The organism is Pseudomonas sp. OVF7 (assembly GCF_030644265.1).
Classification (GTDB): domain Bacteria; phylum Pseudomonadota; class Gammaproteobacteria; order Pseudomonadales; family Pseudomonadaceae; genus Aquipseudomonas; species Aquipseudomonas gorinensis.
Genome location: NZ_CP128996.1, coordinates 280,023 through 295,690 on the forward strand (window position 1 = coordinate 280,023; position 15,668 = coordinate 295,690).

Annotated in this window: 18 protein-coding genes; 8 read left to right on the forward strand and 10 right to left on the reverse strand. The window is 61.1% G+C overall.

Going from position 1 to position 15,668, the window contains the following annotated elements; genetic code table 11:
- Positions 1-9 precede the first annotated feature (9 nt).
- From QU606_RS01220 to sutA, 3 genes are all read left to right on the forward strand, one after another.
- Positions 10-1,347, forward strand: a complete 1,338-nt coding sequence (locus tag QU606_RS01220) for an ammonium transporter (protein ID WP_024078070.1) — start codon at positions 10-12, stop codon at positions 1,345-1,347.
- A gap of 211 nt (positions 1,348-1,558) precedes the next feature.
- Entirely contained in the window at positions 1,559-1,984 is a 426-nt protein-coding gene (locus QU606_RS01225) for a secondary thiamine-phosphate synthase enzyme YjbQ (RefSeq protein WP_017845176.1), read from the forward strand.
- Positions 1,985-2,086: 102 nt separating this feature from the next.
- Positions 2,087-2,413 (forward strand): transcriptional regulator SutA, encoded by a 327-nt coding sequence (gene sutA / locus QU606_RS01230; RefSeq protein ID WP_010567186.1) that lies wholly within the window; start codon positions 2,087-2,089, stop codon positions 2,411-2,413.
- 131 nt (positions 2,414-2,544) lie between these two features.
- On the opposite strand, the gene QU606_RS01235 is transcribed toward sutA, so the two are convergent.
- The 6 genes from QU606_RS01235 to QU606_RS01260 are packed head-to-tail and all read right to left on the reverse strand — an operon-like array spanning position 2,545 to position 7,118.
- Positions 2,545-3,240, reverse strand: coding sequence for an HAD family hydrolase (locus tag QU606_RS01235; RefSeq protein WP_024078069.1), 696 nt, complete (start codon positions 3,238-3,240; stop codon positions 2,545-2,547).
- Entirely contained in the window at positions 3,237-4,136 is a 900-nt protein-coding gene (xerC, locus tag QU606_RS01240) for a tyrosine recombinase XerC (RefSeq protein ID WP_024078068.1), read from the reverse strand. The genes QU606_RS01235 and xerC overlap by 4 nt, the downstream gene beginning before the upstream one ends.
- A gap of 2 nt (positions 4,137-4,138) precedes the next feature.
- Entirely contained in the window at positions 4,139-4,855 is a 717-nt protein-coding gene (locus tag QU606_RS01245) for a DUF484 family protein (protein WP_024078067.1), read from the reverse strand.
- A 13-nt stretch (positions 4,856-4,868) separates the two neighbouring features.
- Positions 4,869-5,699 carry a diaminopimelate epimerase gene (dapF, locus tag QU606_RS01250; protein WP_024078066.1) on the reverse strand — a complete coding sequence of 277 codons (831 nt, stop codon included), beginning with the start codon at positions 5,697-5,699 and terminating at the stop codon, positions 4,869-4,871.
- A 3-nt stretch (positions 5,700-5,702) separates the two neighbouring features.
- Entirely contained in the window at positions 5,703-6,950 is a 1,248-nt protein-coding gene (lysA, locus tag QU606_RS01255) for a diaminopimelate decarboxylase (RefSeq protein ID WP_024078065.1), read from the reverse strand.
- 9 nt (positions 6,951-6,959) lie between these two features.
- The gene (locus tag QU606_RS01260) at positions 6,960-7,118 is read right to left on the reverse strand and encodes a lipoprotein (protein ID WP_024078064.1); all 159 of its coding nucleotides are present in this window, start codon (positions 7,116-7,118) and stop codon (positions 6,960-6,962) included.
- 238 nt (positions 7,119-7,356) lie between these two features.
- Between QU606_RS01260 and cyaY the strand changes: the two genes are divergently transcribed.
- The 3 genes from cyaY to rnk all read left to right on the forward strand — a co-directional run bounded on the left by cyaY (position 7,357) and on the right by rnk (position 8,452).
- Positions 7,357-7,689, forward strand: a complete 333-nt coding sequence (gene cyaY / locus QU606_RS01265; RefSeq protein ID WP_102624918.1) for an iron donor protein CyaY — start codon at positions 7,357-7,359, stop codon at positions 7,687-7,689.
- A gap of 2 nt (positions 7,690-7,691) precedes the next feature.
- Positions 7,692-7,910: a DUF1289 domain-containing protein gene (locus QU606_RS01270; protein WP_102624919.1), complete on the forward strand. Its 219-nt coding sequence runs from the start codon at positions 7,692-7,694 to the stop codon at positions 7,908-7,910.
- 131 nt (positions 7,911-8,041) lie between these two features.
- Positions 8,042-8,452: a nucleoside diphosphate kinase regulator gene (gene rnk, locus QU606_RS01275; protein ID WP_024078061.1), complete on the forward strand. Its 411-nt coding sequence runs from the start codon at positions 8,042-8,044 to the stop codon at positions 8,450-8,452.
- Here the strand turns inward: rnk and QU606_RS01280 are convergent.
- The 3 genes from QU606_RS01280 to QU606_RS01290 form a co-directional block, all read right to left on the reverse strand.
- Positions 8,449-11,289, reverse strand: a complete 2,841-nt coding sequence (locus tag QU606_RS01280; protein ID WP_102624920.1) for a class I adenylate cyclase — start codon at positions 11,287-11,289, stop codon at positions 8,449-8,451. The two genes, rnk and QU606_RS01280, sit on opposite strands and share 4 nt — an antisense overlap.
- Before the next feature lie 168 nt (positions 11,290-11,457).
- Complete coding sequence (locus QU606_RS01285) at positions 11,458-11,712, reverse strand: TIGR02647 family protein (protein WP_024078059.1); 255 nt, start codon at positions 11,710-11,712, stop codon at positions 11,458-11,460.
- Positions 11,713-11,863: 151 nt separating this feature from the next.
- A complete protein-coding gene (locus QU606_RS01290) occupies positions 11,864-12,148 on the reverse strand; it encodes a hypothetical protein (RefSeq protein ID WP_024078058.1) in 285 nt (94 codons plus the stop codon).
- 125 nt (positions 12,149-12,273) lie between these two features.
- Here QU606_RS01290 and QU606_RS01295 point away from each other — a divergent pair, with 125 nt between their 5' ends.
- A complete protein-coding gene (locus QU606_RS01295) occupies positions 12,274-12,933 on the forward strand; it encodes a glutathione S-transferase family protein (protein WP_024078057.1) in 660 nt (219 codons plus the stop codon).
- A gap of 37 nt (positions 12,934-12,970) precedes the next feature.
- Here QU606_RS01295 and argH read toward each other — a convergent pair whose 3' ends face one another.
- Complete coding sequence (gene argH / locus QU606_RS01300) at positions 12,971-14,365, reverse strand: argininosuccinate lyase (protein ID WP_024078056.1); 1,395 nt, start codon at positions 14,363-14,365, stop codon at positions 12,971-12,973.
- 502 nt (positions 14,366-14,867) lie between these two features.
- Between argH and QU606_RS01305 the strand changes: the two genes are divergently transcribed.
- The gene (locus tag QU606_RS01305) at positions 14,868-15,614 is read left to right on the forward strand and encodes a LytTR family DNA-binding domain-containing protein (protein ID WP_024078055.1); all 747 of its coding nucleotides are present in this window, start codon (positions 14,868-14,870) and stop codon (positions 15,612-15,614) included.
- The last annotated feature ends 54 nt before the right edge of the window (positions 15,615-15,668 follow it).

Sequence of the window (15,668 nt, forward strand, 5' to 3'; positions counted from 1 at the left end):
GAAAACAATATGACTCTGCGTAAATTCGCAGGGCTCGGAGCCCTGTTGTCCATCGTAATGCCAAGCCTGGCCATGGCGGCAGACGAAGTGGCGGCTCCAGTCCTCAATTCCGGCGACACGGCGTGGATGCTCACATCCACCGCGCTGGTGCTGTTCATGACCATTCCCGGCCTGGCCTTGTTCTACGGCGGCATGGTGCGCTCCAAGAACATTCTTTCCGTGATGATGCAGTGCTTCGCCATTACCGGCTTGATCACCATCCTGTGGTTCGTCTACGGCTACAGCATGGCGTTCGACACCACGGGTATGGAAGCAGGCGTCGTCAACTTCAACTCCTTTGTGGGCGGCTTGTCCAAGCTGTTCCTGTCGGGTGTGACCCCTGCCAGCATCACCGGCCCGGCGGCGCTGTTCCCTGAGGCGGTGTTCGTCACCTTCCAGATGACCTTTGCCATCATCACTCCGGCGCTCATCGTCGGCGCCTTCGCCGAGCGTATGAAGTTCTCCGCGATGCTGATCTTCATGGGCGTCTGGTTCACCCTGGTCTACGCACCGATTGCCCACATGGTCTGGGGCGGTCCGGGTTCGTTGCTGGGTGACTGGGGCGTGCTGGACTTCGCTGGCGGTACCGTGGTGCACATCAACGCCGGTGTGGCCGGTCTGGTCGCGTGCCTGGTCCTCGGCAAGCGTAAAGGTTTCCCAACCACGCCAATGGCGCCACACAACCTGGGTTACACCCTGGTGGGTGCGGCCATGCTGTGGGTGGGCTGGTTCGGCTTCAACGCTGGTTCCGCTGCTGCGGCCAACGGCACTGCCGGTATGGCAATGCTGGTGACCCAGATCGCTACTGCTGCCGCTGCGCTGGGCTGGATGTTCGCCGAGTGGCTCACCCACGGTAAGCCAAGTGCCCTGGGCATCGCCTCGGGTGTGGTGGCGGGCCTTGTGGCAATTACGCCGGCAGCCGGCACTGTGGGCCCGATGGGCGCGCTGATCATCGGCCTGGCGGCGGGTGTGGTGTGCTTCTTCTGCGCGACGACCCTGAAACGCAAACTGGGCTACGACGATTCCCTGGACGCCTTCGGTGTTCACGGTATCGGCGGTATCCTCGGCGCAATCCTCACCGGTGTGTTTGCAGCGCCGGCACTGGGTGGCTTCGGCACCGTGACTGATGTGGCGGCCCAAGTCTGGATTCAGTGCAAAGGCGTCGGCTTCACCGTGATCTATACGGCTATTGTGACCTTCATCATCCTCAAGGTGCTGGACATGGTCATGGGCCTGCGGGTTACCGAAGAAGAAGAGGCTGTCGGCCTCGACTTGGCGCAACACAACGAACGCGGCTACAACTTGTAAGTACGCAAAAAAAAGATGCCCGGCTTGCCGGGCATTTTTTTGCCTGGTGTTTGTCAGTCATAACAAGCTGTACCGGTTTTAGCGCAAAGTTTGTGATGGCGCGCACACGGTACTTGTAAGCGTGCGAATGTCTTACAGCCATGTAGGCGTATTCGGCACTTTGTTTTTTCCCAGAGCGCGCTAGAATGCGCGCCGATGGGCGGAGAACTGTATGTGGCAACAGACCCTGATTACCTTGCGGGCCAAGCCCCGGGGTTTTCACCTGGTAACCGATGAGTTGCTTGCCGGCTTGCCTGAGTTGAAGGCATGCCGCGTGGGCCTGTTGCACCTGTGGCTGCAGCATACCTCGGCTTCGTTGACCATCAACGAGAATGCCGATCCGGCGGTTCGTCGTGACTTCGAGCGTTTCTTCAACTCGCTGGTGCCGCAAGGGCGTGCGGGGTTTGAACACAACGACGAAGGCCCGGACGATCTGCCGGCGCACTTCAAGGCCAGTCTCCTGGGCTGCCAGCTGAGTTTGCCGGTCAAGGCCGGCCGCTTGGCGATGGGGACCTGGCAAGGTGTTTATCTGGGCGAGCACCGTGATCATGGTGGTGCTCGTAAAGTCCTCGCCACCTTGCACGGTGATGGGGCATAAGCCACTGGTTATCCGGTGGATGTTGATTTTTTTCCGGCGACCTCGACAGAGGGTGAGGCTGGGCTATAACTAATCTGCTTTTCGCAAGTCATGAGGTAGAACATGAGCGACGATGATCTGGAAAACGACGAACTGGAAGTAGGTGACGAAGACGACACCGAAGAAGGCCTTGAAGCGGCGGCGGAAGACGTTGCCGACGACGATGGCGGTGACGATGTTCCTGTTCCGGCTGCCAAGGGCAAGGCGAAGGCTGCTGTTTCGGTAGACGAATTGCCGAGCGTTGAAGCCAAGAACAAAGAACGCGATGCGCTGGCCCGCGCGATGGAAGAGTTCCTCGCTAAAGGCGGCAAGGTGGTTGAAGTCGAGCCCAACGTGGTTGCAGATCCGCCCAAGAAGCCTGACAACAAGTATGGCAGCCGGCCTATCTAAGGCCCGCCGCATGCCTGTATGAAAAAGCCCGCCGTCGCTGCGGGCTTTTTCATGCTTGCTGATTTATTTGAGCTTTGTGGTGATCCAAATGTGGGAGGGGGCTTGCCCCTCCCACATTTGGATCTCCAGTGCTACTGCCACTTGCGGAGTAATTCCGGCAGCTCCGTGAGGCTACGAATCTCCGCGTCGGGGCGTTTATCTGCTTCCCATGCCTTGGCGCTGGGGTTGAACCACACCGCCCGCAGCCCCGCCTGCTGCGCCCCGGCAATGTCGTCCCCGGGGTGATCGCCAACATGCACAGCCGCACTGGCATCCACTCCACCGCGCTGCAGCGCTTCCTGAAACAAGCGCGCATCCGGCTTGGCGATCCCAATATCTTCGGCACGCAGCGCAAAGTGGAAGTAGTCCGCCAGGCCCACACGCTGCACATCGGCATTGCCATTAGTGATCACACCCAGCAGAAAGTGCTGGCGCAGCGCTTGCAGCATCGGCTCGGCTTCGGGGAAGGGCGTGAGCTGATGGCGGGCGTGAATGAACGCTTCGAAACACACATCGGCCATTTCGGTGGCCTGAGGCTGTGGATAACCGGCCTCTTCAAACGCATGCATCAACACTCGATGGCGCAGGACGCTGATGCGGTGCTTGAGTTCGGGATGACGTTGCAGCACTTGCTGGCGCAGGCTGGCGAAGTGCTCCAGGGGCAAGTCGCCGACCTTGGAGGCATGGGTGGCCAGCCATTCGCGCATTGACGCCTCGGCGCTGACGATGACGGGAACGTTGTCCCAGAGGGTGTCGTCCAGGTCGAAAGTGATCAGCTTGATACTCATGAGTCGCCGCCCTTGATACGTTTGGCCCGTGGATGGGCACTGTCATACACCGTTGCCAGGTGTTGGAAGTCCAGGTGGGTGTAGATCTGCGTGGTCTTGATATCGGAGTGGCCGAGCAGTTCCTGTACTGCGCGCAGGTCCTGGGATGATTCCAGCAGATGGCTGGCGAAGGAGTGCCGCAGCATATGCGGGTGCAGGTTTTGCCCCAGTTCGCGTTCGCCCGCCGCCTTGACCCGTACCTGGATGGCCCGTGGCCCCAGGCGCCGACCTTGCTGGCTGACAAACACCGCATCATCGGCCGGGTTGGTGAGGGCGCGCAGCGGCAACCACAGTTGCAGGGCTTCCCGGGCCTTCCTGCCCACTGGCAACACGCGGGTCTTGCTGCCTTTGCCGAGCACTTGCACGAGGCCGTCCGCCAGGTCCAGTTGGTCGAGGTTCAGCCCCGTCAGCTCCGATAGGCGCAGGCCCGAAGAATAGAACAGTTCGAGGATCGCCTGGTCGCGATGGGCCAGGAAGTCGTCCTCGACCGCGCCGTCGAGCAGTTGCAGGGCGCGGTCGGTGTCGAGGGTCTTGGGCAGGCGTCGCTCGCCCTTGGGTGGGGCCAGGCCGTTGGCTGGGTCGTGATCGCACAGGCCTTCACGGTTGAGGTAGTGGTAGAGGCCGCGCACCGCCGACAGCAACCGGGCCAGGCTGCGTGAGGATTGGCCTTGCTGGTGCAGGCGCGCGATCAGGCTGCGCAGGCCCTGGATATCCAGGGCTTTCCAGCTGGCGATCTGGTGTTTCTCGCAGTAGGCCAGGACCTTGTTCAGGTCCCGTCGGTAGGCTTCCAGGGTGTGGGGCGACACCTGGCGCTCGCTGCGCAGGTGAGCGCAGTAGGCGTCCAGTTGCCGTTCCATGGCTAGCGCACCGCGCGCAGGGCGGTAGTGAAACGCGGCAACACGCGGCCCAGGACTTCGGCGATGTAGGTCAGGAACAGGGTGCCCACCGAGCTCTTGTAGTGCGCAGGATCACGGCTGGCGATGGCCAGTACGCCGTGCAGGCCCTGGTGGCTGAGGGCAACGACGGCGGTGGAGCCGATCTGTTGGCGTTGTTCAGCGCCAAACAGGAAGTCCAGTTCGTGCTCGCGCAAGGTGCCACTGATGGTCTTGCCTTCGGAGAGCAGGCCGCCGATCGCGGTCTGTGCTTCGCTGCCGCTGACCCAGCGTCCCACCGGCATCGGGTTGTCGCTGAACAGGATCAAGCTGACAAAGGGCACCTGGAAATCCTGGCGCAGGCTGTCTTCCACGGCGATCACCGTTTCTTCCAGGCTGGTGGCGTCCATCAGGGTCAGGATCAGGCGGCGGGTCTTGTCGAACAGGCGGTCGTTGTCGCGGGCCACGTCCATCAGGTGCGAGAGCCGATGGCGCATTTCTATGTTGCGCTCGCGCAGGATTTTCATCTGCCGCTCCACCAGTGACACGGTATCGCCGCGCTGGTGGGGGATGCGCAAGGCCGGCAACAGTTCTTCATGCTCAACGAAGAAGTCCGGATGAGCCTCAAGGTACGCCGCGACAGCGGCGGCCTCCAGGCTTTCGCTCGGGGATGCTTGTGCGGGTACTTGAGGCTTATCGGTCATTTGCTTGGCTCACTCATAGACGGACCTGTCCTTCGTATACGCGCGTGGCCGGCCCGGTCATCATCACCGGGTGGCCGGGGCCTGCCCATTCGATGGACAGGCGTCCACCTGGCAGGTCGATCAGCAGCGGCGAATCCATCCACCCCTGGCTGATTGCGGCTACGGCAGCGGCGCAGGCGCCGGTGCCGCAGGCCTGGGTTTCGCCGGCGCCGCGTTCCCACACACGCAATTGCGCGCGGGAACGGTCGATCACCTGCAGGAAGCCCACATTGACCCGTGCCGGAAAGCGCGGGTGGTGTTCGATCTTCGGCCCCAGTTCATGCACGGGGGCATTGTTGATGTCGTTGACCCGCAGTACTGCATGGGGGTTGCCCATGGACACTGCGGCGATGTCGACGGCCTTGCCTTCAACGTCCAGCGTGTAACTCGTGGCCTGCTCGCTGGCCTGGAACGGAATGTCCGCCGGCACCAGGCGCGGTGCACCCATGTTGACGCTGATCTGGCCGTCGCTGCGGACATCCAGTTCGATCACGCCGCTCTTGGTCTCGACGCGAATCTGCCGCTTGGCGGTCAGGCGCTTGTCCAGCACAAAGCGCGCGAAGCAGCGGGCGCCGTTACCGCATTGTTCCACCTCGGAGCCGTCGGAGTTAAAGATCCGGTAACGGAAATCCACCTCCGGGTTGCTCGGCGCCTCAACGATCAGCAACTGGTCGAAGCCGATGCCGGTATGACGGTCGCCCCACTGTTTAGCGTGCTTGGGCAGGATGTGCGCGTGCTGGCTGACCAGGTCAAGGACCATGAAGTCATTGCCCAGTCCGTGCATCTTGGTAAAACGCAGCAGCATGGCTTACTCCGGCAGCAGGCTTTCGCCAGCATACAACTCGGCTACCGTCTCGCGGCGACGCACTTCAAACGCTTGATCACCGTCCACCAGCACCTCGGCGGTACGCCCGCGGGTGTTGTAGTTGGAACTCATGACAAACCCGTAGGCACCGGCCGAATGAATGGCCAGCAGGTCGCCTTCTTCCAGGGCCAGTTGACGATCCTTGGCCAGGAAGTCGCCGGTTTCGCAGATCGGGCCGACGATGTCATAGGCGCGGGCTTCACTGTCGCGAGGCGTTACGGCGGTGACATCCATCCAGGCCTGGTACAGCGCCGGGCGGATCAGGTCGTTCATCGCGGCATCGACGATCGCAAAATCCTTGTGCTCGGTGTGCTTGAGGTACTCGACCTGGGTCAGCAGCACGCCGGCGTTGGCCACGATATAGCGGCCTGGTTCGAACAACAGCGCCAGGTCGCGGCCGCCGATATGTTCACGCACGGCGGCAATGTAGTCGGCAATCAGCGGAGGCTCTTCATCGCGATAACGCACACCCACGCCGCCACCGAGGTCGATGTGGCGCAGGTAGATGCCGCACTCGGCCAGGCGATCGGTCAGCGCCAGCAGGCGGTCCAGGGCATCAAGGAACGGGGGCAGGCTGGTCAGTTGCGAGCCGATATGGCAGTCGACGCCCAGTACTTCCAGGTTCGGCAGTTGGGCGGCACGGATGTACACGTCCTCGGCGTCGGCGATGGCGATGCCGAACTTGTTCTCTTTGAGACCGGTGGAAATGTACGGGTGGGTGCCGGCATCGACGTCCGGGTTGACGCGCAGTGAGATCGGCGCGCGAACGCCCATTTCGGCGGCGACGACCTGCAGGCGCTCCAGCTCGTCGGTGGATTCGACGTTGAAGCAATGCACGCCGACTTCCAGGGCACGACGCATGTCTTCGCGGCTCTTGCCGACGCCGGAGAACACAATCTTGTCAGCCTGGCCGCCTGCGGCCAGAACACGTTCCAATTCGCCACGGGACACGATGTCGAAACCAGCGCCCAGGCGCGCCAGGACATTGAGTACACCGAGGTTGGAGTTGGCCTTCACCGCATAGCACACCAGGTGCGGCACGCCGTCCAGCGGATCGGTGAACGAGCGGTATTGCGCTTCGATGTGCGCGCGCGAGTACACATAGGTCGGGGTGCCAAAGCGTTCGGCAATCGCGGACAGCGCCACGCCCTCCGCGAACAGCTCGCCGTCCCGGTAGTTAAAAGCGTCCATGATTTACCCTTAGTAAGTGTCGTGCTTGTGCGCTTTTTGCGACGATTGCGCCTGTTCATTCGGGTCTTTGCTGTCATCAGGCAGGTACAGCGGGCCTTTTTGACCACAGGCACTAACGAGGCAGGCGACCGCGACGAGCGCAGCAAGGGAAGAGATCAGGCGCTTCATGGCGAAATCCTTGAATATGCATTAATTGCGCCCGAGTATACCGACCACCTGCCAGCTTGCCTATGCGCTGGAATACCCGTCCGGCGGGGCTTTGCTGAGTGGGTTGAGAAACGGGCTACGCTGGCGGGGGATATTTCATGCCGTCAGTTGTGATGAAATCGGTATCCTTTGCAATCGGCGGGGCTCGCCCGTATCGTGCGCCGCTCGAGCAAAACCAGACACTTTTGAGGTTGCCACAATGAGTTTGACCGAAGCCCGTTTTCACGACCTGGTGGATTCGACCCAGCAGGCGCTGGAAGATATTTTCGACGACAGCGGCCTGGATGTGGACCTGGAAAACTCGGCCGGGGTGCTGACCGTCAAGTTTGAGAGTGGCCAGCAACTGATCTTCAGTCGCCAGGAGCCGCTGCATCAGCTGTGGCTGGCGGCGCGCTCCGGTGGTGTTCACTTCGACTACGACGAAGAAAGCGGCAAATGGCAGTGCGACAAGAGTGAAGAGTTGTTGGGCGAGATGCTCATGCGCCTGGTCCACGAATATACCGGCGCCGAGCTGGATTTCGACGAGATCTGACTGTGACCCAGCCTGCACCCATACGTCCGCCGAAGCCGCTGTTCAGCAATGTCAGCCCGGCCGTGCCGTCACCTTGTATCAGTTTGTGTCGGCTGGACGAGGAGAAAGTTTGCCTTGGTTGTTTCCGCCACGTGGAAGACATCCGTGAATGGCGCTCCGCCGACGATCAGCGCCGGCGGGTGATCGTGGCCCAGGCCGAGCAGCGCAAGGCAGCGCCTTGACCCCGTCTTGTTTATTTACGGTGCTGTGGTAGTGTCCGGGTACACCTCAACTCATCGAGGTCCGTGAGAACCCCGCCTTTTCCTGGCGGGGTTTTGCTTTTTTGTGCAGAAAAAAGGAGTCTGCCTGAATCATGACCGCACCTTCCATCATTCTTACCCGTCTCGACGTGCAGCGTCTTGAGCAACTGATCGACCGTGTAGGCGAGGACTCGCCGGGTGTCGAAGCCCTTCAACACGAACTCGACCGCGCCGAAGAAGTGGTTGGCCACGATGAAGTGCCTGCGAATGTCGTGACCATGAACTCCAGCGTGCATTGCCGCGAGCAAAGCAGCGGAAAGGACTATCACCTGACTCTGGTTTACCCCAAGGATGCCAACGCCGACGAAGGCAAGATTTCGATCCTGGCACCGGTAGGCAGTGCGTTGCTTGGCTTGCAAGTGGGCCAGCATATCGACTGGCCGGCTCCCGGCGGCAAGACTCTCAAGCTCAAGTTGCTCAAAGTGGAAGGCCAGCCCAAAGACGGCGGCGCTTTCTCGCTTTAAATCTGGTTCAGTGCTTCATTGAGCGCTTGCTCCAGCTCGGCCTTGTAGCGCAGGTACAAATTGCTCGGGCTTTGCACATCACCGATCAGACCCGACAGGTCCAGATCAGTGATATAGCAGCGGTAGCGCTCGGTTTCGCGGCGCTGCCCGACGATCTCCTGGGCGACCACTGCAAACAGCTGGTCGCCAAATTCCAGTTCGGAAAACTCCCGCTGATTGCAGTACAGGGTAATCCCCACTTGGCCCGGCGCCGCCTTGCCGATAATCGCCTGCACGTCATAAAACGGCTTGTTGGCCGGATTTTGTGGTGCTGGCCGAGGCTCTATGCCGCGTGCACGGTTATTGCCTGACGGTAATAGTTGGTAGTACAGGGTTTGCACCGCGCCCAGCGGCTCCTGTGGGTCCAGCGGCGACAGCGCGTCCCGGCGATAGATGATCGATTGCAGGAAGCGCTGCAGCGGTGCCAACAGGCTCTGCTCGTCATGAAACGGCAGGCGCTGCTGCCAGAGCGCGTTGAACTCATCCAGCACATACAGCTCGGCGAAGCCTTCATTGACTCGGTAGAACACTTGCACGCAATCGGCCATACCCATGGGCAAAAGCAGCGCCAGGTCGTGGTCCTCCAGGGCCATGGCATCCAGGTGCAGCGGGCTGTAGCTGGCCAGTTCTTCGCTGAGGTAGGCGATCAGTGCATCCTGGGTCGCCAGTGATACGTGGGTGGCCTGGCCGGGCATCAACTCCATCACGTGATAGTGCTGTTGCACCTGGAGCAAGTAGCGGTGATTGCCCTGCCCCAGCAGCAGGTTCTGCGCCGTGTCGAAGATTTCTTCTACGCGCTGGGCAATGAACTGCGCACGGTTGTGACAGAAGCAGCGCACCCGTAGCCGCGGCAGGTGATCCGATGGCAACTGGTTGAGGTAGTCGCGCAGGCAATCGAGCAGAGCATGGGGGCCGTCGTAGCGGCTGACCATCACCTCGTTCCAGCTATTGAGGGTGACCTGGTCGAGGGTCAGCACCAGGTTGTCGCGCACACCGGCGTAGCTCAGGGAGTCGGTGCGCTCGGTGGTCATCAGGATATTCAGGTCGCGGTGATGCTTGAGCGGGTCGACGCCGACGTTGATCAACAGCAATACCTCTTCGGGCACCGCCGAGCGTAACAGGCGTTCTTCAGCGACGCTGGGCAAGGGCAGGGCAATGCTCTGCTGCAGGCTGCCCAGCAGGTTGAACAGCTCGAACTCTGTCATGTCGCTGGTGCCCGGGTGCAGCGCCAGGCGAGTGCTGCTGTCGATCACGCCGTTGCGGTGGCACCAGGTCAGCATTTCCAGCAAATCGCGGCTGCGCTTGATCGGCGCAAAGTGCTCCCATTCCAGGGCGGTGAGGTTGCCGTTGTACAGCCCCCAATGGTGCTGGCCCGGCTCTTTGCGGTTGGGCGATTGCACCAGGGTCAGGGTGTCTTCGGCCAGGTCCGGGGCGATGCCGGGGTTGATGAACTCGACTTTGCCGGCTTTACGCTCGAACGCAGCATATAGACGGCGGCCGAGCACATTGAGGTCACGCTTATTGATCAGGCTGACTGTCTGTTCGCTGCGGGCGAATTGCGTCAGGAAGCGATAGCTGTAGTTCAGCTCACTGACCAATGCGCGACGCTCGGAGGCGACCTGGCGCACTTTCCATTGGCTGCGGCTGTCCAGCAGGGCCAATTGGCGCGGGTTCCAGCCCCACTCCTGGGCCAGGCGCTCCAGCAACAGGTGTTGCCAGCTAGAGCTACGCTGGCCAGCGCTGAGCTTGCGGTTGACCTTTAAATACAGTGCCCGCCGTACCAGCTCCAGGCGCTCGGGTTCGTTGCGGACCTTGAGGTATTCCTCGATGCGGCGATAGACCACGATGTAAGGGTCCAGCTCGTCCAGATCCATCTGGTTGGCGAACACCGCCTGCTTGAAGCGCAGGCTCAGGCACTGCACGTTTGGGTGCTCGCTGGCGTAAACCTCGGTCAGCAGCAGCTTGAGCACTGACTTGTAGGGCGACTCGATGCCTTTGAACAGCTGCCACAACCCGGCGCCGATGAATTCGCCCGGAGGGATGCGTGCCAGGTGGCCCAGGTCAAGGGTTTCATCGGCGCGTATAAAGCGCTTGGAGATCAGCGTGTGGGTGAATTCGGCGTAGCGGTTTTCTTCGTAGACGGGCACCAGCCACCAGATCGGTGTACGGCCAGCCAGCCAGATGGCGGTGCGGTAGAACTCGTCCAGCAGCAGGTAATGCTGGGTGGTGCCGCAGTCGTCGGAGCTCAGTTGGGTGTCGCGCTCACCCAGTACGAAGCGCGTCGGCTCAATCAGGAAAAAATGTGCCTCGGCGCCCATGCTCAAGGCCCAGGCCTCCAGCAGCTGGCATTTCTTACGCAGTTCGGCCAGTTCGCTTTCGTCCAGGTCGGCGGCGTGGCACACCCACACATCCATATCGCTCTGGTCTGCCTGGGCCAGGGTGCCGAGGCTGCCCATCAGGAACAGGCCATGGATCGGACGGGGCGGGTTGCCATGGCGCGGCTTGTAGGAGAATGAACGGGTCAGGCGCTGGGCTTCGGTCAGGGCCTGGGCATCAGGCTCGAAGTTCGACAGCCCGGCCGGTGTACTGCCCGACACATAGCCTGGCAGGAGCGGGTGATTGACGTGGAAAAACAGCGGCAACAGTGTCAGTACGCTTTGCTGGCGCGGCGTTAGCCCCTCGATGGCGCGGGCCATGCGGCCTTCGTTGAGGGCCATGAAGCGCGCGCGCAGCTGAGCCAGCACCTTGCGGTCGATGCCTTCGTCCAGGTCGGGGCGGATTTCATGGGTGCGGGTCATGTCGAACTCGGTGGCTCGCAAGGCCCGACATGGGCGGCCGTGTAGGAGTTTACAGTCAGAAGCGTAGGAGGTTTAGAGGGAAATGTTTTTTGACGTCAGAATTTTCTCGCGTCCACAGCAGCGCCCTCGGAATCCGCAAGGGGCGGACTCCATGGGCGGTATCAGGTGTCAGGCGGCTTCTTTGCTTGTCGCGGTGCTCAAGATCGTCAGCAGGGTTTGCGCTTGCTCGGCGGCGTCTCGGCCAAGGCTGGTCAGATAGCCTCCGTCCGGTTGGTCGATCAGCTTTTTCTCGAACAGGCGTTTGGCCGCGGCGATGGCAGTGGGAGCGGCAGTCTGGTGGACTTTCAGGCCTTCCTGGGAGCTGCCCAGGTTGAAGAGTGCAAGGATTTCCAGTTCGGCAACCAACTCAGGGGTATACGACATAAGGACTCCAGACTTTCTAAGAATTTATTAGAGGCTAGCAGGCCATAAGGTGAACGCACTTTGGCGGGCTGTCCAGTGAGAAAGTCATGGGTATTGATATGCCGCAGATTTGTGGCGAGGAAGCAGGCTTCCCGGCCACGCGGAGGGGGCTTCAGTCGTTTTCCGGCGGCAATTCCGGCAGCGCCCGCAGGGCTGTCTCATACCATTGGGTATCGAATGCACGGTCTTCGTCGAGCATCTGGTCGATTTCAACCGCCAGCACATGGGCCATGAGATTCAGAATCTCCTCGCGCTCGTAACCTACCAGGGTCAGCTTGTTGAACGTGGCCTTGGCGGCAGGCGGAGTGTCGCTTTCGATCTGATTCTCGATGGCTTCGATCAGTGTACTTTCGGTGAACGCTTCTTCGTCGCTGTCGATATCGGTCGGCTCGCTCATGGCAGGCTCCTCAAGGAAAGGGCGCCAGTCTAACTCCATTCAGGCCGGTGATGCTGCTGGTCAGGGCGGGCCCGGGCATCTATAACTCTTGCGGCCAACCCCGCACACGGCCTGGAGGCTTTGCGATGCTCAAGCTTTACGGATTTTCGGTCAGTAACTACTACAACATGGTGAAACTGGCGCTGCTGGAGAAGGGGCTACCGTTCGAAGAGGTGCCTTTTTACGCCGGGCAAACCCCTGAGGCGCTTGCCGTCAGCCCGCGAGGCAAGGTGCCGGTACTGGGGGTGAAGCAGGGTTTCGTCAATGAAACCAGCGTGATCCTCGAATACATCGAGCAAACCCAGGAGGGCCGTTCGCTGCTGCCTGCTGATCCTTTTCAGCGTGCCCAGGTGCTGGCGTTGTGCCGGGAAATCGAGCTGTACATCGAACTGCCCGCCCGCGCGTGTTTCGCCGAGGCGTTTTTCGGCATGCAGGTGCCGGACGCGATCAAGGAGAAATCCAAGGCTGAGTTGCTGCTGGGGATCGGTTCTTTAGGTCGGCACGGCAAGTTCGCGCCTTATGTGGCAGGGGAGAGTTTTACGATTGCGGATCTGTATTTCATGTATAGCGTGAACCTCGCCTGTGCCGTGGGCGAGAAGTTGTTTGGCCTGGACCTGTTGGCTGAACTCCCGGCGGCCAAAGTGTTGCTGGAGCGGCTGCATGCCATGCCCAATGCGCAGAAGGTGGCGGCGGACAGGGAAGCCGCGATGCCGGCGTTCATGGCGATGGTTGCGGCCAAAAAGTGATCCAGTGTGGGAGGGGGTTGCCCCCCTCCCTCATTTTTCAGCGGCTGGCGAGGAGGGCCTGGCCGCGCACGACGGCGGCCTTCACCTGCGCCGGCGCGGTGCCGCCCACGTGGTTACGGGCATTCACCGAGCCTTCCAGGGTCAGCACGGCAAACACGTCCTGCTCGATCTGGTCGCTGAACTGGCGCAGTTCTTCCAGGCTCATTTCCGCCAGGTCCTTGCCGGTGTCCACGCCGTATTTCACGGCATGGCCGACGATTTCGTGGCAGTCGCGGAACGGCAGGCCACGGCGTACCAGGTAGTCCGCCAGGTCCGTCGCGGTGGAGAACCCACGCAGGGCCGCTTCACGCATGATCGCGTGCTTGGGCTTGATCGCGGGGATCATGTCGGCAAAGGCACGCAGCGAATCACGTAGGGTGTCGGCGGCGTCGAACAGCGGTTCCTTGTCTTCCTGGTTGTCCTTGTTGTAGGCCAAGGGCTGGCCTTTCATCAGGGTCAGCAGGCCCATCAGTGCGCCGAATACGCGGCCGCTCTTGCCACGCACCAGCTCGGGCACGTCGGGGTTTTTCTTTTGCGGCATGATCGAGCTACCGGTGCAGAAGCGATCCGGCAGGTCGATGAACTGGAATTGCGCGCTGGTCCACAACACCAGTTCTTCGGAGAAACGCGACAGGTGCATCATCGCGATACTGGCGGCGGCGCAGAATTCGATGGCGAAATCGCGGTCCGACACGCCGTCCAGGGAGTTGCCGCCCACGGCATCGAAGCCCAGCAGTTGTGCGGTGTATTCGCGGTCGATCGGGTAGGTGGTGCCGGCCAGCGCGGCGCTGCCCAAGGGCATGCGGTTGGCGCGCTTGCGGCAATCCACCAGGCGCTCGTAGTCGCGGCTGAGCATTTCGAACCAGGCCAGCAAGTGGTGGCCGAAGGTGACAGGCTGGGCGGTTTGCAGGTGGGTGAAACCGGGCATGATGGTGTCCGATTCGCGCTCGGCCTGTTCCAGCAAGCCTTTCTGCAGGCGAGTTATTTCGGCCAGGATCAGGTCGATTTCATCGCGCAGCCACAGGCGGATATCGGTGGCCACCTGGTCATTGCGGCTGCGCCCGGTGTGCAGTTTCTTGCCGGTCACGCCGATGCGGTCGGTGAGGCGGGCCTCAATATTCATGTGCACGTCTTCCAGGTCGACGCGCCAGTCGAACGTACCGGCTTCGATCTCACCGCGAATGGTGGTCAGGCCGTCGATGATGCTGTCGCGCTCGGCGTCGGTCAGCACGCCGACCTTGGCCAGCATCGTGGCGTGGGCGATCGAGCCCATGATGTCGTGGCGGTACAGGCGCTGGTCGAAGGTGACGGAGGCGGTGAAGCGGGCGACGAAGGCGTCGACGGGTTCACTGAAGCGGCCGCCCCAGGACTGGTTGGTCTTGTCGGTGCTCATGGATTCGCTCGTGATCTGCTTAAAAGAGGCGTGGAGGTGTGCCGCCGATAATAACAGGGTTGCTCGTGGAGGCGGTGCTGTGGGTGGCCGGCATTTTTATTTGCGCGAAGGATGGCTAAGTGCCTTGCCGCCGAGCGCGTCCGGGAAGAGACTGGGGCCAGGTGCTTGTTGAAACGATATTTGAGGATTGAGTAATGTCGTCTCAGCGAGCGTCTACAGTTGGACTGATAGTGTGTGAATGCACCAAAGTCGGGTGATGCGGTCATAACCCAGACTATCCATTAAAAAGGGGGGTATTCGGATTGTGTATCAGCAAACCCTACGACTATGCCCAAGGGCAGCAGGTTTTGGGCGCTATTGAACAGGTCCGGGTAAATATGCGTGCCGCTCTCAGGGCACTTTTTGCCGCTCGCGCTAGTCTTAGCGTGGATCGCTGTGACGCAAGTCACCGCACCTGTCTACGCTATCCTTGTGCGAGACTCACGCAGGAATCCAGCGCAATATGAATGTCCTGATCGTTGATGACGAACCCCAAGCCCGCGAGCGACTGAGCCGCCTGGTCAGTGAACTCGAGGGTTATACAGTCCTTGAACCGAGCGCCACCAACGGGGAGGAGGCGTTGACGTTGATCGATAGCCTCAAGCCGGATGTGGTGCTGCTCGATATCCGCATGCCCGGCCTTGATGGCCTGCAGGTCGCCGCCCGCCTGAGTGAGAGAGAATCACCTCCGTCGGTGGTGTTGTGCGCTGCCCAGGAAGAGTTTTCCGCGGAAGCGTTGGAAGCCAGTGGTGTCAGTTTCCTGGTCAAGCCGGCGACTGGCGACGCGTTGCTCAAGGCATTGAAAAAGGCCGAGCGCCCTAACCGGGTCCAACTCGCTGCCCTGACTCAACCTGCCGCCCAGAGTGGCAACGGGCCGCGCAGCCATATCAGTGCGCGTACGCGCAAAGGTATCGAGCTGATCCCCCTGAGCCAGGTGGTGTACTTCATTGCCGATCACAAGTACGTGACGCTGCGCCATGAAGCCGGTGAAGTCCTGCTCGATGAGCCGCTCAAGGCTCTTGAAGATGAGTTTGGCGACCGCTTTGTGCGAATCCACCGCAATGCGTTGGTGGCCCGCGAACGAATCGAGCGCCTGCAACGTACGCCCCTGGGGCACTTCCAGCTGTTCCTGAAAGGGCTCAATGGCGATGCCTTGATCGTCAGCCGACGCCATGTCGCCGGCGTGCGCAAGATGATGCAGCAGCTTTAGCCCGAGGGCTGTAGCGTGGACTGCAGTGCTTATCCCGGTGTGATGCGGCCAGGG